The sequence below is a fragment of the Salinirubellus litoreus genome, from assembly GCF_037335815.1.
Classification (GTDB): Archaea; Halobacteriota; Halobacteria; order Halobacteriales; family Haloarculaceae; genus Salinirubellus; species Salinirubellus litoreus.
In genome coordinates, this window is the sequence record NZ_CP147843.1 from 56698 (window position 1) to 81306 (window position 24609).

Consider the following 24609-nt stretch of genomic DNA (forward strand, 5'->3'; position numbering starts at 1 on the left):
CTACACAACCTATTTGTCGACATACCTGTTTCGTTGGACCATGGGAGAGCAGGACCTCGTTGACATCGAGGTCACACACGATGACCCAGACACTCTTGTAGACTCCTATTCCTCAGGAATTGCAGATTTTCCCTTCCACCGGCAGACCGTCGTCGCGAATCGACTCCTTTCGGGACAGCCAGACACAGAACTTCGTTCACTCTCCCGCGTCGACGAGGAGGAGGTCAAACTCCTCGAACACCAGGTCGACGCAGCTCACAGAGCTCTCTTCGAGATGGATGGGAAGGCACTCCTCGCAGACGAGGTCGGCCTCGGAAAGACGATCGAGGTCGGTATGATCCTGAAGGAGATGCACTACCGCGAGACCGACGACTCGGTGCTGATCCTCACCCCGGCCCAGCTGGCCAAACAGTGGCAAGGAGAACTCCTCGAGAAGTTCGGCCTCGAGTTCGTCTGCAACTACGACGACGAGTTTCAGGGATTCGATGCCCACAACTACATCATCGCGAGCATCGACACCGCCAAGAGCGACCGACACCGCGCGACCGTGCTCGCTCGCGACTGGGACGTCCTCGTCATGGACGAGGCTCACTACGTGAAAAACGAGGAAACCGATCGCTACGACCTCATCGACAAGCTCACCTACGACTACGCGTTTTTCCTCACGGCGACGCCAATCCAGAACGAACTGACCGACCTCTACAATATCGTCTCCTTGCTCCGGCCCGGCTTGTTCGGCAGTCGGGATACCTTCCATCACTACTTCGTCGACAATGGCCAGGAGACGCTCGTGAACCGGGACGAGCTACAGCGACGGTTGGGGCAGGTGATGATCCGAAATCGGCGTGAGGAAACGGACATCGACTTCACGGACCGTATCATTGACACGCGAACCTTCGAGCCGAGCGCAGCGGAGAAAGAACTCTACGAGGCGGTAACGGAGTACGTGCGAAGCGCGTACAGCCAGGACAGCGGCCAGAAGCTGGTGCTGATGCTGCTCCAGAAGGAGGTGGTCAGCAGCCCGGCAGCGCTGGAACAAACGATCCTCAAACAGCTCGAGGAACAGAACGAGCTAACGCACCGGGACGAACTCGAAACCATCCTCGATAAGATCGACGCGATTGATACGGTCACAAAACAGGAGCGGCTGTTCGATATCGTCGAGGAAGTCCGTGAGACCGTCGATATGGGTCGTGTTATCGTGTTCACGCAGTTCCGGGCGACCCAGCGCCAGGTCTTGCAAGCGTTGGATGAGCGGGGGTATACCACTCACGCGTTCCACGGCGGCCACTCAAGCCAGGAAAAGGAGGACATCGTAGATCAGTTCCGGGAGGAAGGTGGTGTCCTCGTGTCCACCGACGCGATGAACGAGGGTCGCAACCTCCAGTTCTGCAATATTATGGTGAACTACGATCTGCCGTGGAACCCGATGAAGGTCGAGCAGCGAATCGGGCGGATTCACCGGATCGGCCAGAAGCGCAAAGTCTACGTCTTTAATATGGGCCTGAAAGGCACTATCGAGGAATACGTACTGGAACGTCTCTACCACAAGATCGATCTCTTCCAACAGACGGTCGGAGAACTGAGCACGATCCTTACCCGGCTCGAGGACTCCGGGAAGAGCTTCGAAGACGAAATCTTCGAACGTCTCACCAATGCCGACTCTGAGGTTGAACTCGAGAATGACTTCGACTCGATGGCCATCGATCTTGAGAAGCAACAGAACCTCTCACAGAAGGTAGAGGAGTTCAACAGCGGCGTCTTCGAGAGCTTCGACCTGGGGGCAGACGATGACTGACGTGACTCACGCGGTGACACAATCCGCGCTGGAAGCATTCACTCGGGAGTATCTGAACGATCTCGGTGCAGCAATCCGTGAGAACGGAAACCGATGGCACGTGCGATTACCCACCCACGTGGACGTCGGTTTTAGTGACCGCAGCGAGTTCGAAATTGCCCTGGATGGCGAAATACGAGAGGAAGAAGAGAACTCTGTTTGTGTGCTCACGCCAGAAAGCGGATTCACGCAACAATTGCTCGATGAAGCGGCAGCGATGGCCACTGCCGGGCAACTCGCCCTGACGAACTCGATGACTGATGGTGACTATCGGTATCCCCCGTGGATTATGGAAAGTGACGCCGAGGTCGTGGACGCGAGGTTTAGCCCATACTACGATCGAACGGCCATTTGTGTGTTCGTACGTATTGACGTCGAGACGGTCAGCGAGTACCAGACTCAGTTCTTGGAAGCTGTGACGGTCGACGTTGAGTCGAAGGATCAGCTTCCCGGTGTGACAGAGATACTTGTCGACGAGTTTTTCAGCCCAAAATCAGGCTGGCGTGACGATGTAACTGTAGGGAGTGAGCAGAGCGACGTGACGATTGCTCCCGAGAAGCTGGCAGACACAATCGCTACCGGACAGAAGGTCGCTGTAGAAGGAGTACAGGAGGAGATTGACGAAATTCGTCAGTCGGCATCTCGCGCTGCTGATTCAGAATTTGAAGAGTACCGGCAGCTTCAGGAACAACGAATTAACGACCACCGCAACGAGATTGATTCGCTTTCGAACCGTCTTCAGAACTTATCTACGGACGTCGACAGCGCAGACTCGCAGCAACAACGTGTAAAGGCTCTTGAGAAGCGCCAAGAACTCAAAGCCGAAAAAGAAGACCTCGAAGCTGAACTGGAAGAACTCTTGGAGGAGAAGGAACAAGGGTACGCTCAGAAGCAACGGGAGATCTATCGCCGACACGCGATAGAGGTGAATACCAAACCCATTGCGTTCACGCTTGTGACGTACGAGCGAGGGGAAATCGAATTCACTGTGGGTGACGGTGATCGAACCGACATTATGCGTGCTCCATACGCAATCGGTGCTGGGATAACCGACGAAGTCGACTGTGAGAGCTGTGACTCGCGACTCTCGGCGGAGAATCCGGTCAGTATAGTTGCGGGAAGGCTTGGCTGTCAGAATTGTCGGTGACTCCGGTGAGGTGTGAATTCGCTCGGTAGCCGGCAGAGTCTCTGATAACGGGCTACGATAAATAGTCAGCACCACTGACCCGATGCGGTCATGTGGACATCAACGGCCGTCTGCCGATGATCGCGACAGATGGGTTCGATTAACCAACAGTGAAATCGGTTGGCGCCGCATTGTTGGTTAACGGACTCGAAAACGAATCGATCTGCCGGTGTACAGGAAACCTTGATATGAGCTTACTGTGACAGTCGTTATAAATGGGTATTCGGTTCCTGCATACCGCAGATTTCCATCTTGGCAGTCCCCTTCGTGCTGTCGAATCGGCTTCGGACCAGCTCGCAGAACAGCTTCAACGAGCGACACACGAAGCACTTCGTCAGGTAGTCCAGGTCGCAATTGACGAGGACGTGGACTTTGTCGTCGTCGCAGGCGACCTCTACGATCAAGAGGCGCGGTCCGTCTACGCGAACGAATTTCTCGTCGACCAGTTCGCTCGACTGGACGATGTCGATATTCCATGCTACGTGGTCCACGGAAACCACGATCCGTTAGGAGCCGGTGCGGAGAAGCTTCCATTGCCCGACAACGTTCACGTGCTCGGTACCGACAGCGTGGAAACCGCGCTGTACCCAAACGAAGCCGATCCCGAAGCTCGAATTCTCGGGCAGTCGTACGCGAGCCAATGGGAGAGTGACTCGCTATACTACCACTATACACCGCCGGACACAGCGATTCCGAATATCGGATTGCTCCACACGGGCCTGAATCCGGATGGGCGTCGATACGCTCCCTGTGGACCGAGCGACCTAGCACAGAAGGACATCGACTACTGGGCACTCGGACACATTCACACGCCACAGCTGGTTGATGGAGCACCGGCGGCGTACGCCGGGATTCCACAGGGGCGGCACGTCGGTGAACCCGCTGCTGGTGGCTGTCTGCTCGTCGAAGTGGAGGTCGGTACCGTCCCCGAAATCGAGTTCGTCCCGACGAGTCCGATCGTCTGGCAGGAGATTGCAGTCGATATTGATACTGCAGCAACGGACGATGGACATCCGCTGCGGAACCTCGCAGACGCGGAAGCACATCTCGATGACCGCATGTTCGATCTCCGGACCGCTGACCCGGCGACACTCACTGAAGGCCTCTCGATACCCGTTGCAGATACCGACTGGCAACCAGACGGATTCGTCTGTCGATGGACCTTGACGGGTCGGGGAGAGTTATTTGAGGCACTTGATGAGGAAGCAACGGACGTGCTTGCGAACCGCCTCCGGAATCGCAACAGCGGCGATTCTACATTCGTCTGGACCGAATCCGTCCGAGATCAGACCGCCCCACCACTCCCCGAACTCGACGAGTTGGTTGAATCTGACGAGATTATTGGCGAACTTGTCGAGTTAACCGAAGAGCTGCGAGACGACGAATCGGTCCGGGCGGACCTGCGAGCAGAGACTGGAGAGGTCTGGGAGTGGCGAACCGATGAAGAGCACGAGGACATCCCCGAAGACAGGGTTGACTTGGATGAGAACCGGCTCGACGAACTGATCGACCGGGCAGTCACACAAGCGATCAACGAACTCGCAGCACGGAGGCAGAATGCGAATTAAGAACTTCGACTTGGACGATTTCGGGTGTTTCACGCGCGCCCGTCTCCAGGATGTCAACGGAGGCCTCACCGTCATTGCAGGCCCACAGCGCGCTGGGAAGTCGACGTTCATGGAAGCGGTACGCCACCTAGGTTATGGAGTTCCGCGTGGCAAAGACCTCCCCCCGCCGACTGAGCAGTATGACCTCACGGCCGACGTTCTCGTAGACGGTGCCGAATATCAGCTGTCGCTCACAGGCTACGGCGAGCCGACCCTAGCGTCGCTTGATGGTAGCCCAGAACGGACCTTACAGGAGGTATACAGCAATCTCAGTGCAACGCAGTACCAACAACTCTTCACGATCAGTCTTGACGAACTTCGCCGCGTACCGACGAGCCTGAACGGCGACGTGAGTCTCTCCGCCGTCCTGCTGGGAGCTGCGTACGGTGACGTGCTTGAGATCCCCAAGATTCAGGAAGAGTTCAGCGAGACCGCCCGCCAAATCGGGGGCAAGCACGGCCGTGCGGTGTACGAACTCAAAGACCCGATTCAGGAGATTCAATCAGGGGTCGAAGAACGAGAGGCGGCCAACGCCCAGGTTGATGAGTTCAATCAGAAACAGGACGCTCGCAGTCAGGTGAATGAACGCATCGAGGAACTCGATGCCGAGGTCGAGGCACTTCAAACGGAACGAACGCGACTGAATACAGTTCTCGCAGAATACGAGGAGTTCGAGGCGTTTCAGGAACTGACCCAGGAACTGCACGACGTCGATGTCGACAAAATCGACTCATTCCCGTCAGAACGTCTTGACAGGGTACAACAGCTCCAGGAGCAGCTCGAAGAGGCGGATCAAGAGCAAACGACTGCAGAAGAAGAATTTACCGAACAGGTGTCAGTGGACGATTCAGAACCCTATCGTGACCGACTCCTTGATGCCCAGTCCACGATTCGGACGTATAGCCGAGAGGTAGCAGGCTGGCGTGAACGGGTCAAAACACTCACCGAACAACAGTCCGAGCTTGACTCGGAGCGTCGCGACCTCCGGTCGCGTGCAGCGGATCTCCGACCAGATTGGAACGAAGAAACGGTGCTCGACCGCGTGCGAGACATCGAGACGGATCTGTTTGCACGCGATGAAGTCCGATCGATCACGAACACCTACGAGAACATCCAGTCCGAATACGAGGACGTAGAGCGGGATCTGGTGGAAAAGGAAACACAGAAAGAACAACTCGCAGAGGATATCGAGGAGGCGACTGACGCATCATCTGGAACGGGTAACCCCATCCGTAACCAGCTCCCGATCGCCGGTGCAGGAGCCGTACTTGCGCTTCTCGCCGGGATTGTCGTTGCAGTCACCGCTGGGGCGATCTCAGGCGTTGTGGTCACACTCGTAGTTGCTTTTGCCAGTAGCGCATACGCCGCATCACGGATCGACTGGGAATCGCCTAACGTGGATGGCATGTCCGTCGAAACGCTCCGTGCTGAAAAGCGGAGTGTAGAGGCGGATATGGAAGGACTCCGTTCTCGGAAAGCAGAGCTCGAAAACGAGCGGTCATCCACAGGCGAGAAACTGGAGACGCTCCGCGATGACCTTGGGTTGCCTGCAGAGACCGGCCCAGCTGCCGTCCGTGAGTTCTATCGTGACCTCTCCGAGTTCCAAGCCGAACTCACCTCCCTCGAAGACGATGCTGAGACGCTCAAGGAGACAGAAACGGCCCTCCGGACAGAACTCCGAGACGTAGCCGAGACACTGGATGATATCGGTGCGCTCGATACAGAGGGGTTCGATCTGCTCGATGATGTCAAGAGGCTCTTTGCGGCTGTCGAACGTGCCGAAACCGACCTCGATTCAGCGGAAGCAGTCGTGGCTGCACAACGCTCCGTCAAGACTACCGAATCCGAGCTTCGTGACATCCTTTCAGAATGGGACGATGCTCCAGAGGTAGCTGATGCTGAGACGGATGCCATCATTCGTGCAGCCGATCAATTCCTCGAACGGGGCGAAGAGGTGACTGACCTAGTGGAGGCACGAGAACAGCGTGACGAGACTCACGCTCGACTTCACCGCCGTCTGACGGCTTCGGCTACCGCCGCTGCGTTTGAATCATACCGCGAATCAGCGGACGAGGACGACGAGTGGGTATTGAGAGCATTCGAACGCGTCGTCGAAGAGTATGCTGATGAAGAGGCGATCGAGACACGCATCGAGACGATCGACGAGAATATTGAGGATCGTGAAGATGAACGATCAGATTGCGTCGAACGAAGAGTCGAGTTGACGAACGAACTTGAGGAATTAGCCTCTGACGAGGACGTCCGGGAGGCCCATGCCACGATCGAGTCGGGGCGTCGTCGACTCGAACCGCTGGCCGAGGACTATGCGACATCCCGAATCGCGGAGTATCTCCTAGACGAACTCCACGAGCGGTTCATTGACCGGACGACTGGCCCATTACTCGACGAAGCGGGCGATATCTTCGCGAGGATTACAGATGGCACTTATACCGAAATCGACTCCACGAACGAGTTCGAGGATCTTGACTTCGAGTCAATCCTCGCCGATGGTCAGGCGCAACGTACGGGCGAACTATCGCGGGCAACGGCTGAACAGCTCTTTCTTGCCATTCGACTCGCCCGGATTCGCCGCCATGAGAGTTCGCTCCCGGTGTTGCTCGACGATTCTCTGACGAACTTTGATCCCGGCCACCATATCCGAACGCTTCAGACGATTTCAGAACTCGCAGACACGAATCAAGTCTTCCTACTGACGTGTCACCCTGAACTGCTTGACCGGGTCGACGCTCATACTGACACAGCCCAGTACTGGTGTCTCGAGGGTGGACGATTTGATGGCCCGTATTCGAGTCCTGACGAACCATCTGCACTCCTGCAGCCGCAACGTTCGTAACTATTCCCCGTTCTCTGCGAACTCTTCCGCATGTTGCAGGCGTGTCTCGAGATCCTCACGCGGGGACGCTGATTTACTAAGATAGCGTTCCAGAATACGCACTTCATCTTCGTATCGGTCGTCCTTCCGGTAGACGATAGCCAGATGTTTGTAGTACCACGGTGGGGGATCCGCAAACTCCTCATCCTCCTCAGCCTGAGTGATACACCATTTCAGCAACTCCTCAGCTTCGTCGTGGCGGCGTTCCCGTTTCATCTGTTTTATCGTATCGACGGCATCTGTGAAGTGATCGAACGAGTCAGTATCTGGACTCTCTGTCGCCCTATTTGTTGCACTGTCATTCTTCTCACCCTTGAGCGCACGCATCACTCGTCGGAACACCATTATCCAATACAGTCGCTGTCGCCCGCATAAAATGTTCTTTGGATAATACATCTAAAGGCCGTTTCATCGCCCGTTACTCCCGAACATTAATGCCTCGGTCGGGTAACGGATGGAGTATGTCTCGCCGGCTGTTACTTACTGGGCCTGATTTACCTGAGCTTGAATCACAGGCGTTCGATATTCTCAGTGACAGCGTGGAAACACAGCCTGAAAGTATCCTCTACCTCAGTCAACAGGACCATCCGCAAGACGCAACGAAAGATCGCTGGAAGGAATTCGGCCCTTCAGCAGGACTTCGTGTCGAGACGTTGGATAATCTTGCGTCACAGTGCTATGAACAGGACCAGTACAAGGGCCGGGTAACCCACGTCGATCGACCGCTCCTCTTCCGACTCGTTGAACTCGGTGTCGAAGGGATTTCGTCGCCTACGAATCCACTCAACACTGGCGACCAGTTCCCCCGGGCAGGGCTCGTACAGGAAGCCGAGACCCTATTCACCGAACTTGAGTTCGCTGGACTGCTCTCACCGGACGCAATGCGGCAGCGTCTCGAACAGGAGGGCGTGGGCGACCGCGCGGACTACGTCGCCGAACTGGCGGAAGAGATCGAATCTGCCCGACAGACACTCCTTGCTGATGAACTTCCGGAGACTTACCGTACCGAGCGAATGCATCACGCCACGACGGCAGAAACATCGCTCACAAACGTGTTCCCCTCAGTCGAGGCTGTTGTTCTCAGTGGGTTCACGCGATTCGACGCTCTAGAAGTAGACTTCCTCGAACGAATCGTCGATACCTGGCCGGCGATCGCTCTCCTCCCCAAGCAGATAGACGAAGACTCGGCCCCGGGTGTTGATACAGGCGCCGAACGAGCGCTAGAGACGTATTCCGACCTGGACTTCGTTCGACAGCACCACGATGAGCCTGACTCGTCAATTCTCGAAGCGCGACGGCGCATCACTCGCAGTCTCTATCGGCATCCCGACCAGTCGCCGTCGACCAGCGACATCAACGCGGCAGCGCTGGATCTGACGCTCACTGAACCGAAAACTGTCCCCGACGAGATCCGAACCGTCGCTCGAGATATCCGGAGTCGAATCTCGACAGGAACGTCGGCCGACGATATCGGCGTCGTCCTCACGAGTCCGGTTAAATACGCTGACCAGGTGCGGGAAGCTTTCGAGATGTACGAACTCCCGTTCAATCTACAAACCGAGATTCCCCTTTCCGAAACAGCCCTCGGCGATGTCGTCCAGACGGTCTGTCAACTCGCACAGGAACCTCGTAGCATCGACACGCTTCTCGATCTCCTCACGAACCCACTGGTCACCATTACGCAAACGGGAGAGAATCTCGATCACCACGAACTCGCCCGGGTGGCAGCTAGGGCAGAGACAAATCGGCTTGAATCGACTCTCGAACACGTTGACGACAGTCTCGCGGCAACGGTTACCTCTCTGACTCGGGATGCAGCCGCTCTGTCAGAGGTGTCACTCGAGGAACTCACCGGCCAACTCGAGGCCCTCCTTGAGCGTCTCGGCGTCTCAGCCGCACTAGAAGGTGAACAAGAACTCTCATCTCCATTTCGGGAACGTGAACTTCGTGCTCGTGACCGTCTCGACCGGATCCTTGAGACCCTCGCCCTCACAACACCGGTGGCGGACCCCGAAATCGGTGACAGCGTTGATCGGCTTGAACGCGCGCTCCATGGCGTCTCGATCCAGCAGAGCACCCGGCCACCCGATGATAGCGTCGTTGTCTGTAGTCTCGCCGAAGCCACTCTCCGGGAGTTCGAACATGTATACGTTCTCGGACTGACGACGACACAGTTCCCCTCAGATCCGGAGCGAACCGCTTTCACACGCCCTATCTACGATTCGCATCCCGACTTCGAGCAGACCGATGTCTCTGCAGAGGCACGGTATCACCTGAGCGTACTCCTCGGGAGTACAGCATCAATTCATCTCTCCATCCCCCAGCAGAGTGTTAGTGGTGAGCCTCACGTCGAAGCGGATATCCTGACTGAACTTCGGCGGCTTGTCGATCTCTCGGAGGTGACTATTGAGCCAGTTGACAGTGAGCCAGGATGTCAAGAAGACGTGCAGCGGGCAGTCGGCGAGGTACTTCCCGAGACATCTGAAGCACAAGTCCACGATCTACTCACTGAAGCAGTCGAAGCCGGGTCGGTTAGCACCGCCCAACAGGCCCATGTTCAGGCTGGTATTGCTTGCGCCGCGGCACGAGCAGGTCCCGAACTGACGCCCTACGATGGCCAGCTCACAGAAGAGACCGTCTCCCAGATTCACGATACGCTCAACCGCGAGCCGTACAGTCCGAGTCGATTGGAGACATATGCTGCTTGTGGGTTCAAGTACTACATGCGTCGTGTTCTCGGCATCGAAGCTCCGGATCGCTTAACGCGGGAACCCGACGCGAGCGATCGTGGCTCGTACATCCACGACGTGCTCGAACACTACTACCTGTCGTTACAGTCAGGGGGCAACGATCCAGTTCACCCAGGTGGCGACTTCGAAACACGACAACAACAGCTCCTCGACACTGCACTCGAGCGGCTTGACAATGCGTTCGATGATCGCGCCCAGACAGCGTTTCAGGAAGAATGGCTGACGTCAGTGCTCGCTGGACTCGGAACTCCGGACACCAATCCATACTATGGACCACATGAGACGCAAGACGGTCGTCCTGTTGCGCGGGGGCTATTCTATCGGTTCCTCGATCACGAGGCGGAGGAACCCGCAAAGACGACCGCTCGACCGACGTGGTTCGAAGGCCGGATCGGAAATCCCTATGATGCAGGCACGCCACTCAGCGACGACCCCGCAGAGATCGAGACACCACACGGCTCGGTCCCCATTCATGGACTCATCGACCGCGTCGAGACGGTCCCTGGAACAGACCCAACACAGGTTGTCGTCCGAGATTACAAAACTGGAAGCTCAATCCCCAGCGACAGTGATGCGCTGAGCGGGTTGAAGTTCCAACTGCAACTGTACGCGTTGATGGCCGAAGAAGCACTCGACGATGTCGAAGTAGTCGGTGGCGCGTACTACCAAGTCTCGCCCCCGAGTTCAGTCAATTCTCGCAGCGGGCTCCTCACCTCACAGGAGATGGCAGTGTATCATGGGAGCGACGATGTCGACACACCGCTGCTCCGTCACTCCTACCCGTACTTCGAGACTCATGAGGCGTTCCGACGATTCATACAAGAGACAACTCCACAACGCCTCGGGAATCTCGCCTCGGGCATCGCAGAGGGCCAATTCCACCCAACAGTCCTCGATCCATCGGACGCCGGATGTCGCTACTGTGATTACGCACACGTCTGTGACGTCCGCTCGCACCAGCGGAAGGAGGTTATCGAAGCAATCGACGACACGAGTGCGTCAGCGTACGTCCCGCTGAAAGCCAGGGGCCACGATCTCGAAGACATCGTGGAGGTGGAGTAACGATGGTCTCCTACGAGGACTTGACTGACGAGCAGCAACAGGCTGTCGATGCCCTCGACCGGAATGTGACCCTCACAGCCGGTGCAGGAACGGGCAAGACCACGACGTTGACTGCCCGATATCTGAAGATGATCGAACAGTCGCTCGCTGAACAAACCGACGGCGGTACAGGTGAGGCTCAGCTGCTTCCTGAGCACATCATTACGACGACGTTCACGGAGCGGGCGGCGAACGATCTCGAGGAGAGCGTCCGAACGGAAATCACTGATCGCATTGAGTCGCTCGATGTCGAGGAGTTCGATGCCTGGCGTACAGTTGCGGATGAACTCGAGCAAGGATACATCCACACGCTCCACGGGTTCTGTGCTCGGCTCCTGCGCGAACACGCGCTGACGATTGACGCCGTGGATCCTGGCTTCGATACGCTGGACGAAAACGAGACGACCGCACTGGTTCACGATACGGTTGGTAGCGTCCTCGAAGAATACGAGAACCACGAGGCAACGCAAACGCTAGCCCGGCGGTTCTCTCGAAGCCAGCTCCAGGACGTCCTGACCGATCTGCTGGGTGAGCGACCGGAGAGTCTTAAGTGGGCTAACCGGTGGGCAGACGCCACAGAGGAGGAATACATCTCATTCGTTGAATCGGCCTTGCATCCGATCGATCCGGATGAAGCCGCTGACCGACTTGCCCACCCCGACTTCGTCGCGGCCGCGACTACCCTGCGAGAGTTCGTTGAGAATCCCTCAGATATCGAAACCGGGGGCCAGACCTGGCAGCGTGCGGAAGGGGTTGTGGATCGACTTGACACCGGGTTCGATGATGGGGTCCCATCCCGAGCCAAGCAGTCGACGATTGCGGAACTCTGTATGCACCTCACCAAAGGTAGTGGGGAACGCTACGCGGGCTATACGGGAGCCAACACCCGGTGGAGAGACCATCCTCGAAAGACGGAGTTCGACAGCGCGTTCGAGACACTGGTCGAGACGCTCCAGCCCGAGGAGTACGCCGTCAATGTGGATCTGGAGATCGAATCGAACAGCTTCCCGTTTGTCCAAGCGCTTGCAGAGCTGACCCAAATCGCGGCTGCCGAGTACGAGGAACGGAAAGATCGGCAGAACGCTGTCGACTTCACTGATCAGATTTCCTATACCGTCGACTTCCTCAAAGCACCGGAGAACGCCGACATTCGCGAGGAGTTACGCGAACAGTTCGAGTACGTGATGGTCGACGAGTTCCAGGATACTGACCCACGCCAGTGGGACCTCATCAAGCTCCTGACGGCCAGCGACGGGGAAACGTTCGATGCCCAGAACGTGTTCGTCGTTGGTGACGTCAAACAGAGCATCTATCGGTTCCGGAACGCCGACGTCACGCAGTTCCGCGAAACGGCCACCACTCTCGAGCAGGTGTCCCGAGACGTTCGAAACACGGATACAGAAAGCGAGGACGATGACCAACTCTCGACGAACTTCCGAACGCTCCCGACGGTGCTGGAGTCGATCAACGAACTCTTCGAAGCCATCTTCGACGAGGATGGCGAGCCGTACGAAGCTGCGCCACAGTCACTGACGGCTGCGCGCGACGATCCAGCAGATCTCGGGACCGTGGAGTACCTCACGGTGCCAACCGACGCCGACCTCCGAGAGCACCACTGCGATCACTACGCGGACCTTGCCACAGCCGAGCCGGAACACGACACAGAGTTGGAGGCGATGGCGCTTGCCGCCCGCCTCTCCCAGATACTGGCAGAACCGCTTCAGGTCTACCCCGAAGAGGACGAAGCGGACGACGATAGGAGCGAGAGTGAACCTACTACCGAAAGCGGACTAAGTGACCAAGAGGGGACAGAGGAGAGTGATGAACCGCCGGAGCCACGGAATATCGAACCGAGCGATATTGCGATCCTCATCCGCAGCCGTACCCACCTCAAAAAGTACGAACGAGCGTTAGAAGAGGCGGACGTACCCTATTCGGTCGCCTCCGGGATTGGCTTCTACGAATCGACGGAAATCACCGCGCTGTTGAACCTCTTCCGGGCGCTCGCCGATCCAAGTGACGAACGCGCACTCTACGCAGCCCTTCGGTCGCCACTATTCGGGCTCACCGACGACACGCTCGCTCAGTTGAAACTCCACGACGACTCTGTGTGGGACGCACTCGCGACGAGTGAGCATCAGGAACTCCAAGATGCCTACGAACACCTGCAAGAGTGGCGTCACTTAGCGGGGGTTGGCGACAAGGAACCCGCTGGATTCGACGGGTCGTGGGCTGCGTATCTGACGCAGATCCTCGAGGATACAGGCTACTTGGTGAGTGTCAGCGCCGACGAACGTCCACAGCAGGCGATGGCGAACGTGGAGAAATTCCGCGAACAGCTTCGCGGATGGAGCAACGATGGCGTTCGGAGTCTTACGACACTTGTGAGTCGGATCGAACGCCGCATTGAGCTCGGCGGCCGGGAGAGCGAAGCTGACACGACCGGCGAGGGCGTCCAGATTCTAACGATCCACGATGCCAAGGGAATGGAATTCCCGTTCGTCGTCGTCCCGGGAATCGATCGCGAGTTCAAGGATGAAGCGGCCCTGGGCGGCGGGAAGGTCGAGTTCGAGCAGATTGGTGGCCAGCACGCAGTCGGGATGAAGGCACCAAGCCCGGACGACTTGTTCGAGATGGTGGACACGATCGCCCGTGACACGATTCGTGAGCGTCGTCGCGCCGAAGAACGCGCTGAAGAGAAACGCGTGCTCTACGTGGCCTGCACCCGGGCGCGAGACCATCTGCTCCTGAGCGGCCTCCACGAGTCAGCTGGAGAGACCGAGGAACCAACGATGACGGATCTCGAGGAGCCGGATCCTGAGTCAGCTTCAAGTTGGCGCGACTGGGTACAGCCGGAACTCCTCACCGAGGACGTGTGTACTGCCCTCGATTCCGATACCCACGTCCGGCGTACGTACGGTGACGGCGTGTACACCGTGTCGCTTCCGACACCGCCAACCGAACAGGTGCAACCTGATCCCGATATCGACCCTGATGTTGAACTGTCGCCGCGTCCGCCCAAGCCAGATGTCAGATTTCGGTTCTCCGCGACGGACCTCGCGTCACTCTTCGGGGAGTATGGCGAACTCCAGTTCGACGAAGACACGGGGACCATCTACGTCGAAGAGACCGACGATAGCGAGACGAGTCCGGAGAGTCGGCACGGTGAAGAGGAACCAACAACCGGAGAGAGTGAAGCAGACGGCCGCTCAACAGAGGAAGCTAGTGCCGAAACGGACGGCGTCGACGCGAGCGTATTCGGCGAGATGGTGCATCGACTCTGCGAACTGCGACCGCCAGAACCTCACTGGCCGCATCTCATGGAACAGACGCTTGTTGACGAGGGCGCTACGGCAGCACTCACACCCGGACTTCAGAACCGCGTGAGTACCCATGCCCAGCGCGGGATAGACTACGTTGACGAGCAAATCACGGACGTCGATGTCGAACACCAGTACGACGAGCTGTATGTTACTGCGGAATTCGAGCGCGGGGAGATATCGGGGTTCATCGACCACCTGATCATCACGCCTGACGCGTACCATATTATCGACTACAAGACAGGTGATGTCACTCCTGAGGAACTGGAAGCTGACGCTGAGTATTACGAGAATCAGATGAAGGCCTATGCGATTGCGCTGAACCAACAGGAGACTGGCCGTAGTGTCCGTGTTTCACTAGTGTTCACGACGCTCGATGATGCATGGGACGTTGAGTGGTCACCTGATGAGATTGAATCGATCAAGAAGCAGATCAGCGAAGAGATCTGGGAGCAATTCGACTCGCTTGAGCGAAAACGATCGCCATCAGTGTAGCTAAATCCCCTCGGAACACTCGCTGAGCAGATTTGAGAGTAACATGGAATTAACTCAACGAATTCCTCGTTCCACAAACCGGTCTCCTCACAGTTATCACAATCAACTGTGCGATCGCTAGCAGTGTCATCGGGCAACCACCATGGGGGGCCGTTCGCATCGACGGTCTCGGGGTCAAGTGTCCACGAGGGGATCTCGTCGTCCTCGTAGGCAAGTCGCTGACCGAGTTATTCAACACCCTCTGATGTGATGTATATCCGGCGAAGGCGTATCTCCAGTATTCGGTCCGGTATTCGTCGTCACTCTGTTCGATGACAGTGATGAAGTCGACGCCGTCGCTGATGACGGACGGCCCCGAATAATCATATCGAAGGTGAACCCCTCGAGGGTCCTGCTCTAACTCCCGGTCGTCGATCTCTATCTCCGCAACAATGTACTTCTCAGGGACGAGAATAGACGGAGTTCATAAAGAGCTTTCATATAGCTGAGGGAGAAGGTGAGAGGCTGGTTCTGTGTCTATTGAGGTTCTTCAGCGGTAATTGGTTAATGCGCTTGTTTGGGGATTGGATAAATTCAGGGCCAATAGAGCAAGGTACAGAACCCGCTAAAATACAATAGAGGGGACATTCACCAGACGCAACTTATAATTCCGTCTAATAGTTTTATCTGGTAATTAGATGGCAGCAGACGATCAATCACTCGTCGACACCACCTTCGAGTTAGAAGACTCCCCAGACATACTCGATAAGATCGGTACATCGGTTGACGAGGATCTCTCAGACCATCTCCTCAACATCGAAGCAAATCGTCTCTCGATCGCACAAAGCCAGCAAGAACTGCAATCCCTCGAAGAGATTGCGGACCAAGTCCAGCTGTTGGAACACCAATTGGATGCCGCACACCGAGCTTTGTTCCAAATGGATGGTAAGGCGCTGTTTGCCGATGAAGTTGGGCTCGGAAAAACCATCGAAGTCGGGATGGTGCTGAAAGAGATGGTGTTTCGGGAGGCTCATGATACGTTCTTAATCCTCACACCAGCACAGCTTGCAACGCAATGGCAGAAAGAAATGCGAGAAAAGTTCGGGCTTGAGTTTGCCTGCAACTATGATGATGGGTTTGAGGGTTTCAGCGAGTACAATAAAATCGTTGCCAGCATTGACACTGCGAAGCGGGATTCCTATGCCGACGAGATTCACAAGCGTTCGTGGGATGCATTAATCGTCGACGAAGCACACTATCTCCGTAACCAAGACACCAACCGCTACGATTTCGTGGATGACATCGAATATCAATATGCCTTCTTCGCCACGGCGACACCCGTTCAGAACGACATCACAGACCTATATAATGTTACAAATCTGATTCGGCCCGGGCTGTTTGGCACCGAGAGTGAATTCGAACGTCGATATCTCCCGAACGACGATTCTGGCGGGGTGCAGAATGCTGCCGAACTGAACCGCCAACTTCGGTCAGTGATGATTCGCCACAAACGTGGGGACACCGCGATTGATTTCACAGATCGCCAAGTGCGGACAAAGACATTCAAACCCAGTCAGCAGGAACAATCCCTGTACGACGCTGTCACAGACTACGTGAAGAGCCACTACTCGAAGCAGGCCGGACAGCACCTCGTGATGCTGATGCTGCAAAAGGAAGTGGTGAGTTCACCGTGGGCAGTCCTCAGTACTGTTGAAAAATGGCTGGACGGTGATGGACGAGATGTGAGGGGTCGAGAGCGCGATGAACTCCTCTCAATTGCAAAGCAGGCACGACAAATCGATCGAACCACCAAACAGGAGAAACTCTTAGAAATCATCCGTAGCGTAAACCAGCGGATGGATACCGGTCGGACAATCGTATTCACCCAGTTTCGCGCCACGCAAGACGCTATCGTAGACGCATTACATGCAGGCGCTGGCGGCGACGATGTCCCAGTACACCGTGTGAACGGGTCGTTATCAAGCGAAGATAAAGACAACCAGATTCAGCGCTTCAGAGAACGTGGGGGTGTCCTCGTCACCACCGACTCAATCAGCGAAGGCCGGAACATCCAATTCTGCAACGTCATCATCAATTACGATCTCCCTTGGAACCCGATGAGCGTTGAGCAACGAATTGGGCGGATCGACAGAATCGGTCAGGACCGAGATGTCTACGTATACAATCTCGCGTTAGAGGGTACGGTGGAAGACTACGTCTTGGAAAAGCTCTACGGGAAAATCGACGTTTTCCACCAGACTGTCGGGGGTCTAAAGGAAATTCTCTCCGAACGGGAGCAGTCCAGTGGACAGTTCGAACAGGAGGTCCTCCAGCAACTCATTGAAGCTGGCTCAGAGCGGGAACTTGAGAATAACTTCGAAGACATGGCTGTTGACCTCAAAGAAGACAAAGAAGCCGCGAAGAAGGCACAGGAGTTCAACGAAGAAGTGTTCGACGGCTTTGAGACAGGAGGCAACAAGGCATGACCTCAAGTTGTCTCTATAGAGGTCGGCTGGGGTCACAAATTACGAACGCTGTGATGCGGAGGGATGTATGAACTCAGAAGTCGATACGTCAATCCTGAATAGCGTCAACATCAAGCGCTTCACAAAAACAGTACTGGAAAACCACGGTGCGGAGGTTGACCAATCTAACAGTGCAAAATGGCAGGTCACATTCCCACGTGAACTCGCTAACCGATTGGACCGCGAAAACGGTACCCTGGTGTTTGACCCCGCAGATCGCGAATTAGGCGCTGGTGACCTGCTCGTCCAACCAGGGACGCGTGTGTTTTCGGCGCTCTTGGACCTGGTGCAGCAACCGGGCACAGTTGGGCAATTACGTTTAACGGAGGACGAATTACAGGTCAAACCTCCAACAGTACTGCAAGACTCGTCGTTGAATGTGAGCGTCACTGATTTCAGCAAACGAACTTCCGACTTTGCGCTGGCGTTCCATTTCCAAGTGCAGTTCGAGACTCCATCGTCGTTCCACAGTGAGGAGATGTTCTCCGTGACAATCGACCCAGAGAGTGGGACTCGACTCCCTGACCTCACTGCTCGACTCACGGCGCATCTCCCGCAGCTCCTCCAGCAGAACAACGAACACACCGCAGGTGAGATCCCCCAAGAGAAGATTCAGCAGGCATTTGAGGAAGCACAGCAGGCAGTAATTGATCGTTCCCGGCCTATCGTCTCCGAGATTCGGGATGAAGCTGATGAGACTGCTAGCGAACGGATAGCCGAAATTAGTGATTGGTACGAACAACGCCGAAACGAGCTTGATAAACAGATTAGTGAGCAAGAGAAGGAGATCCGAAAATGGAAGAAAAAGCGTCGAAAGGCGCGGAAAGATGAGACACGTCGTAGGTACATCAAGAGCCGAAAAGAGGCTGAACGGGAGCTAGAACAACTCAAGCAGGAGGTACAGCAAAAAAAGAACGAATTAGACTCAGAGGAGAGCCAGGAGATTGATGAAGTAATTGAACGGAACGAGGTCGACGTTGACGTATCATTGCTCGGTGTCACCGAAGTCACGTACGCTCGTGGCACACTGACACTGAACGTAAACTCGTCGCACACTGAGCGGGACATTGAAGTGTCGTATCTCCCCGCAACTGATGACTTCCAAGGATTGGACTGTGAAGTCTGCTCACAAGACCTCACCAAAGGGGTCCTACCACAGTTGTGTGCGAATGGCCATCTCGTCGGTGATCCATGTGCGACCACCTGCCGTAGCTGCGGATTATCGCACTGCGACGCTTGTGACAGTACCTCGACATTCTCTGAGTGCGAACTTTGCTGGGAGCCCGTGTGCAGCGACTGCCGGCAGACGTGCTCGTCCTGTAACTTACCAATCTGTGCTGACCACAGTGAGATCTGCCAGGCCTGTAACGCTACAACGTGCCGGTTGTGTGGCGAAGCATGTGAGACGTGTGGCGACTTCCACTGCGATACCCACTTGACGCACTGCCCGGACTGCGACGCCTATCATTGCGACGCTCATACTGAATCCTGTGATCACTGTGACTCTGTTCGTTGTCAAGCACACGTCGGACAGTGCAACGAGTGTGGCGATATCGTCTGTTCCGACCACGGAGATACCTGCGTCACATGCGGTGACATCCTCTGCGATAATCACATCGAGTACTGCACACCGTGTTCCAACGAGTCAGAGCATAGCGACCGTGGATTCTGCAGTACGCACGTAGTTCACTGCTCAGTCGGCGACGAAGCCCTATGTAGTGAACATCGTGACCTGAAAACCGTCGGCTCCGGGCAAGTGTGTGAATCTCATCGCGGATCTTGCAGTTCTTGTGATATACCTTACGCCGACACTGAATTAGATGACGGATGGTGCTCTGCATGTCGGTCAATAGGCGAGACTGACGCAGAAAAGATTCCAAGAGAGGTCGTCGATGAGTTCCGCTCAGTGAAAGCCGGGATGAACGAGGCGTACATGGTGATTCTCGGGAAGCAACTGCTTGGCCGCAACAAACTCATCGTATTTGACATCCAGTCTGGCGAAGAAATTCATCGACACAACGCAGGGATGCTGAAACAACTTATTGGAGGCTACTAATGACGGACCAGCACACTCTCAAGGAACAACTCCAAACCGCGGACTCGCTCGCTGAATTCCTGGAGACGACTGACGCATCAGACAGCGCCCAGGCAGAAACGCTCATCCAGCATCGCTGGGACCGGGAGATTCCCCACGACCGCGCTGTTGCGATCGTGCGTGAAGAACGCGAACGAATCACTTCCTACGACACGATTTCCAGGACTACGTCTGCTCGTTCCCCCCGGTACATGGACCTCACCGATCTAGAACTCGTTTCCGGATACGAGTTCGAACACATTCTCGCCGAGATTCTTAGCCGAGTCGATGGTGAAGCCCAAGTCACCAAGGCCTCCGGCGACCAAGGTGTCGACGTCGTTTGGTTTCGTGAATCTGAGACAGTCGGCATTCAGGCAAAAGCCTATGACAAGAAGAACCCGGTTGGTAACAGCGCAGTCCAAGAGATCTACACCGGTGCTACAGTACGTAACTCCGAATACGAAATCGATACTGCCGCTGTTGTCACCACCTCACGATACACCAACAGCGCCAGAGAAGCGGCCGCCAACTCAGACGTCACTCTCTACGGGCGCAAGCAGCTCGAAAAATGGCTCGATGACGCGGAACTAGATGCAGACAGTATGGGTGATATTCTTGCTGAAATACGGTAGTCCACCCCTCAGATTAGCCCGCGAATACCAAGTAGCGTTCCTACTGCTCGATAATTACACCTATTCACAGTCGTCGGCCTCAATAGCGACAACTGCCTCTCGAAGCTCACTGAGGTTTCCACCGTACTCGTCCTGTGCCTGAGCACCGAACGGGGCCTCCTCAGCCTCGAACACCTCGATCCGACCACTGGTCTGAGCCGCAGCTTCAGCAACCCCCGCTTCCCGAGTCAACTCATCAGCATCGGTGATCGACTCAGGCATGATGACGACGTTGACCCGATCTCCCAGCCCGTAGGTCCGAAGCCTGCCGACGATTGCGACGTAGGTGGGTGCCTCGGCCGCTCTGAGTGACGCCATTGCCTCGGACTGGTACTGGCCGGGGTAGACGTAGACGAGAAGTTAGCTGCGAAAACCTTCCAGTGCCAGTCCTCCGAATATTTAGCGACATCAGCAGTCTACAACGATACGCCCCACCGAGAGGTCTCGGGCCGTAGATTCTGTCCGTTCAGCGTAGACATCCTTCCGCAAATCAGAGTCCACAAGTTCAGCCCCTTTCGGTCCAACCATCCGAACTTCGACCCTCTTCCCTACCGCCTCTTCCCGGACTGGGTCGACAATGAAATGGCTACCATCGTCCTTCTCGACCACGCCATTCCCTGATTACTGAGTCGGTCAATCGTGGCCCAAAAAGTCCGACCGTCTGAGTTACCCATTATCGATAGACCTCCGTATTCATCAAAATGTTTTCCGACAATTCTGGGATGAAGCTCATTTCGTCGCCTCGTATTCGGTTGTGACTGCACGATCGCGTCGCAGTTTCTCACGAACGTTCTCGCTTCGACAATCGATATCCAGACGCCGTCGTTGCCAGTCCTCCCCAGATTTGCCGTTCCACACCCCGTATAGCGTTACCTTTGGGAGTCGCAGAACGCCGAAAAGCACCGAGAGCGTGTAGAGCGCATCCTGCAGTTCGTCCCATGTAACGGTCACCTTCCGTGGAATATCAACTGAGAAGCTCACATGTTGTGCGAGTACCCCTTCCTCGCGAGCCAGCTCGACGAACCCGTGGTCGTTGCTGAGGAGAATAACTCTCTTTCGACTATCTTGGTCGTACTCCGCGTAGGCGTCCACGATGACTTCGTCGCCCGTCTCACTCTCGATCGTATCCGCATACCGATGGTCGCGGAGACGGCGGTACTCGTAGAGTCCGAGGAACCCTTCACGATTCGCCCCAGCCGGCTGATTGTCCAGCCGCGCGAACTCGGACCCGAACGCATCCTCGAGGGCTCGCGTCTCGTAGTGATTGTAATGCCAGTTGAGTTCCTCGTAGATACCCGTCGCGAGGGCAAAGCCATTGACTGGGCTTCGTCCTTTGTCGTCACTGTATCGCTCCGCATCCAGTCGGAGTGCATCCGGCATCCGCCAAGCGAGTAAGTTCGTATCGATGCCCAGTGCCACGGGCTGATGGCCGGCGTCAAGGTCGGGATGCCCCTGGCGGCGGAAGAACGTCTCAACGTCCTCGCGATTTTCGATATCGATGAGGCCACCAGCAACGAGCGCTCGAATGTAGGTATCCTTGTCAGGCAGGTCGTCGTAGGCCTGTTCGCCGTATGTCGTGTGGAGTTCCTCGCGGGAATCCTGGTACGTGAGCGCGCCCTGTGTGAATCGGACCGTGGTTGCGACGGGATCGGAAAGGTCGATTTCGAGGAGTTCCCCGATCTCCTCACACGGATGCCGGACACTAACCGACGTGATTCCATCCGTGTACAGCGCGTTGAGGAGATGCGTGATGTGGTGGCGAGCAAGCTGCATTAGAAGACCTCCTGGAAGTCAACGAGTTCGACCACTGGTCTGGGGACATCGGGGTACAATCGGCCGTAGAAGCGGTTGTTCGAGACGTAGAGGTAGAAGACGTGGTCGGCCTCGAACTGAATCCCCGCCTGAAACGCGATCGCCGACATGAACTTTCGACCGGGAGTGACGTCGACCGCCGCCGTACCCCCCTCATCCTGTATCTGGGCAATCGGTTCACGGAAGTGCTCGACGATACCCTGGAAATCCGTCTCCGTCTCGAGGTGCGTCACGGAGAGGTCCGGGTCCTCACCGCCGTATTCGACGACCACACGCTCCATCATAGACGTGATGTCGTCGAACTGGTCACCGACGCCAGGATTATCCAGCACGTACAGTTCGTCGGGGAGGAATCCCTCTTCACAGGCCGCGATGAGAGGATTGATGACCGCCTCTAGGTTCGTGCTCATAGTTGTGAGCCACGCATCGACCATTGCTCAGCGACCCCCCGACTGAGCGGTACCGGCTTGCCATTGCTCGTGCTCGATCTCCGGATGCCGGACTGCTACTCGTCGAAGCGATTTGTACATAACGTGGAGCTCCCCGACCATCGTCTGGGCCTTATCGCGGAGGTCCGCAAGTTGAGCCTCTGGACTGGTGTCCGTCGACGTTCGTTGCTGCTGCGGGAGACGAAGCTGCGTGAGGTAATCCAGAATAGCGCTCGTACCGCTTGCTAATTGCGGGAAGATCTCGGCAACTTCGTAGACTGCACGTGGGTGGTCAGCAATGACCTCCTCAGCGACCGAGATATCGAAGGCTGCTTCGATCTCCGCTGGCGAGTCGTAGCCACCACTCTCGTTGCTTCGCAACAACGCTTCGCCGGCTTCGGCGAACGTGCCGACTAGCACTCGCGTCGCCCCCGCAATCGGATCCATGCGTTCGATGCCGACCGTGTCGGTCTCCGTTTCGGTTATCGGGTGCCGAATCCCTGCGAACGCTGCGTACGCCCGAACGAACGCGTCCGCTGCTGCCTGCCCGTCACGCTTGATTCGTTGCTGGTCTTGTTCGGGAAGTTCATCGAAGGCGTCGACGAATGGATACTGTGGCATAGGGACGAGCGTCGGCTGCGAGAAGCCCAGTTCCACATCGATGTCGATCTGTGGGCCAGCATAGGTGGAACATCGACCACTGTCGACCGCGTACGCTCGCCGTTCCCAGTCGAGCATCGCAGCCGTCGCCGGCGTCAGCTCATGGTACGCAGTTCTGATAGTGCGATGTGGCGCGGGATGAGGACGGTGTCCGATAGTCGCCTCCTGAAATTCACGAGCGGAAATGTACGCAGGTCCCTCGATTGTGCGTTCCTTGAAAACGAGCGTCCCGTCATCCATAGTGGTGTATCCCCTGCCGGGGATCTGCATCCGGATCGCCAGCAATCGCTGTGCTAATCGCTTGAGGCGGTCAGATTCCTCGATCTCTTCGATCCATCGATTCGGTATGTCGGTCGACCCGAATCGAGCGCCAGCGACAGCGCCGGCGATCGCACCGACAGTGTCCGTGTCGCCACCGCTGTTCACCGCCTGAACGATTGCTGTTTCGGCGGACTCAGCGGTCAAACCATAGTAGAGTCCAGCCTGGAGCGAGTCGACGACGTATCCAGAGGTCGCAAGCTGGGCTTCGGACGCTGCCGAGTCGCGGTCGCCGGTGACGACTTCCTGCACCTGCATGAGTGCCGTTCGAAGTTCGTCTGGAGCTGAATAGGTATTCTTGAGCGCGGTTCCGAGTGGGTCGCCTTCGTCGCGAATCAGGTTTGCGAGCGTTCGGTTGAGAATCACACAGCCCCACCTGCAGCGCGGGTCGGCATGTGTGATCGCCGACGAAAGCTGACTGACCTGAGTGAGTTCTGCATCGAAGTGCCGAAACGCGATCGCGTGCGGCGCACACCGCATCACGCTCCCGTTGCCGGCGTTGGACCCCTCTGGCCGCGATTCCCAGACGTCCGCGCCAGCGTCGTCCCACGACGTTCCCTGTCTGATCTGGGACAGGGAATCGCGCGTCATCAGTCCAATATCGAACGGGTCAGAATCGAGCCAATCGACGAACCGATCCGCCACATCGGCCGGATCGAACCCGCGATGGTCGACGAGACTCTCCGCGATACAGAGTGCCATCTCGGTGTCGTCAGTGATCGTCCCCGGTGGCTGGCCGTGTGTGCCGTGACCGAGCATCTCCGTTACTTCGCCGTGCTGGGATGCGATCTCCTCGGTGCTCTTGAATTCGACCGGTCGACCTAGTGCGTCACCACAGGCCACTCCAAGGAGACACCCCTCTGCGTTACGTTCAATTGTCATGGAATCACGATGTCATCCCTCTCGTATAATTCTGCACTAGCGAACTCTCTGGACCGAGTCAGCAAGCGGAA

Annotated in this window: 15 protein-coding genes; 9 read left to right on the plus strand and 6 right to left on the minus strand. The window is 56.4% G+C overall.

The genetic code is table 11. From position 1 onward, the window contains the following. The first annotated feature begins 40 nt into the window (after positions 1-40). The 4 genes from WDJ58_RS25905 (at position 41) to WDJ58_RS25920 (ending at position 7484) form a co-directional block, all read left to right on the plus strand. On the plus strand, positions 41-1798 hold the full coding sequence (locus tag WDJ58_RS25905) for a DEAD/DEAH box helicase (RefSeq protein WP_338918450.1): 1758 nt from the start codon (positions 41-43) through the stop codon (positions 1796-1798). Further along, complete coding sequence (locus tag WDJ58_RS25910) at positions 1791-2984, plus strand: hypothetical protein (protein WP_338918451.1); 1194 nt, start codon at positions 1791-1793, stop codon at positions 2982-2984. Before WDJ58_RS25905 ends, WDJ58_RS25910 begins: the two co-directional genes overlap by 8 nt. 254 nt (positions 2985-3238) lie before the next feature. After that, a complete protein-coding gene (locus WDJ58_RS25915) occupies positions 3239-4591 on the plus strand; it encodes a metallophosphoesterase family protein (RefSeq protein ID WP_338918452.1) in 1353 nt (450 codons plus the stop codon). Next, positions 4581-7484: an AAA family ATPase gene (locus WDJ58_RS25920; protein WP_338918453.1), complete on the plus strand. Its 2904-nt coding sequence runs from the start codon at positions 4581-4583 to the stop codon at positions 7482-7484. Before WDJ58_RS25915 ends, WDJ58_RS25920 begins: the two co-directional genes overlap by 11 nt. On the opposite strand, the gene WDJ58_RS25925 is transcribed toward WDJ58_RS25920, so the two are convergent. Continuing rightward, positions 7485-7868, minus strand: a complete 384-nt coding sequence (locus tag WDJ58_RS25925; RefSeq protein ID WP_338918454.1) for a hypothetical protein — start codon at positions 7866-7868, stop codon at positions 7485-7487. It abuts the gene before it with no gap. 116 nt (positions 7869-7984) lie between these two features. On the opposite strand from WDJ58_RS25925, the gene WDJ58_RS25930 reads away from it, so the two are divergent. The 5 genes from WDJ58_RS25930 (at position 7985) to WDJ58_RS25950 (ending at position 20399) form a co-directional block, all read left to right on the plus strand. Continuing rightward, on the plus strand, positions 7985-11335 hold the full coding sequence (locus WDJ58_RS25930; protein WP_338918455.1) for a PD-(D/E)XK nuclease family protein: 3351 nt from the start codon (positions 7985-7987) through the stop codon (positions 11333-11335). A 2-nt stretch (positions 11336-11337) separates the two neighbouring features. Further along, on the plus strand, positions 11338-15189 hold the full coding sequence (locus tag WDJ58_RS25935; protein ID WP_338918456.1) for a UvrD-helicase domain-containing protein: 3852 nt from the start codon (positions 11338-11340) through the stop codon (positions 15187-15189). 677 nt (positions 15190-15866) lie between these two features. Beyond that, on the plus strand, positions 15867-17654 hold the full coding sequence (locus WDJ58_RS25940) for a DEAD/DEAH box helicase (protein WP_338918457.1): 1788 nt from the start codon (positions 15867-15869) through the stop codon (positions 17652-17654). A gap of 67 nt (positions 17655-17721) precedes the next feature. After that, a complete protein-coding gene (locus WDJ58_RS25945; protein WP_338918458.1) occupies positions 17722-19749 on the plus strand; it encodes a hypothetical protein in 2028 nt (675 codons plus the stop codon). Then, positions 19749-20399, plus strand: coding sequence for a restriction endonuclease (locus WDJ58_RS25950; protein ID WP_338918459.1), 651 nt, complete (start codon positions 19749-19751; stop codon positions 20397-20399). Before WDJ58_RS25945 ends, WDJ58_RS25950 begins: the two co-directional genes overlap by 1 nt. A 60-nt stretch (positions 20400-20459) precedes the next feature. Here the strand turns inward: WDJ58_RS25950 and WDJ58_RS25955 are convergent, their stop codons facing one another. The 5 genes from WDJ58_RS25955 to WDJ58_RS25975 all read right to left on the minus strand — a co-directional run bounded on the left by WDJ58_RS25955 (position 20460) and on the right by WDJ58_RS25975 (position 24538). Further along, a complete protein-coding gene (locus tag WDJ58_RS25955; protein ID WP_338918460.1) occupies positions 20460-20756 on the minus strand; it encodes a hypothetical protein in 297 nt (98 codons plus the stop codon). A 90-nt stretch (positions 20757-20846) separates the two neighbouring features. Then, positions 20847-21047, minus strand: a complete 201-nt coding sequence (locus WDJ58_RS25960) for a hypothetical protein (protein WP_338918461.1) — start codon at positions 21045-21047, stop codon at positions 20847-20849. A 120-nt stretch (positions 21048-21167) separates the two neighbouring features. Continuing rightward, positions 21168-22211: a hypothetical protein gene (locus WDJ58_RS25965; RefSeq protein WP_338918462.1), complete on the minus strand. Its 1044-nt coding sequence runs from the start codon at positions 22209-22211 to the stop codon at positions 21168-21170. Beyond that, positions 22211-22684, minus strand: a complete 474-nt coding sequence (locus WDJ58_RS25970; RefSeq protein WP_211611397.1) for a hypothetical protein — start codon at positions 22682-22684, stop codon at positions 22211-22213. The genes WDJ58_RS25965 and WDJ58_RS25970 overlap by 1 nt, the downstream gene beginning before the upstream one ends. Positions 22685-22687: 3 nt before the next feature. Beyond that, entirely contained in the window at positions 22688-24538 is a 1851-nt protein-coding gene (locus WDJ58_RS25975) for an ADP-ribosylglycohydrolase family protein (protein ID WP_338918463.1), read from the minus strand. Positions 24539-24609 lie beyond the last annotated feature (71 nt).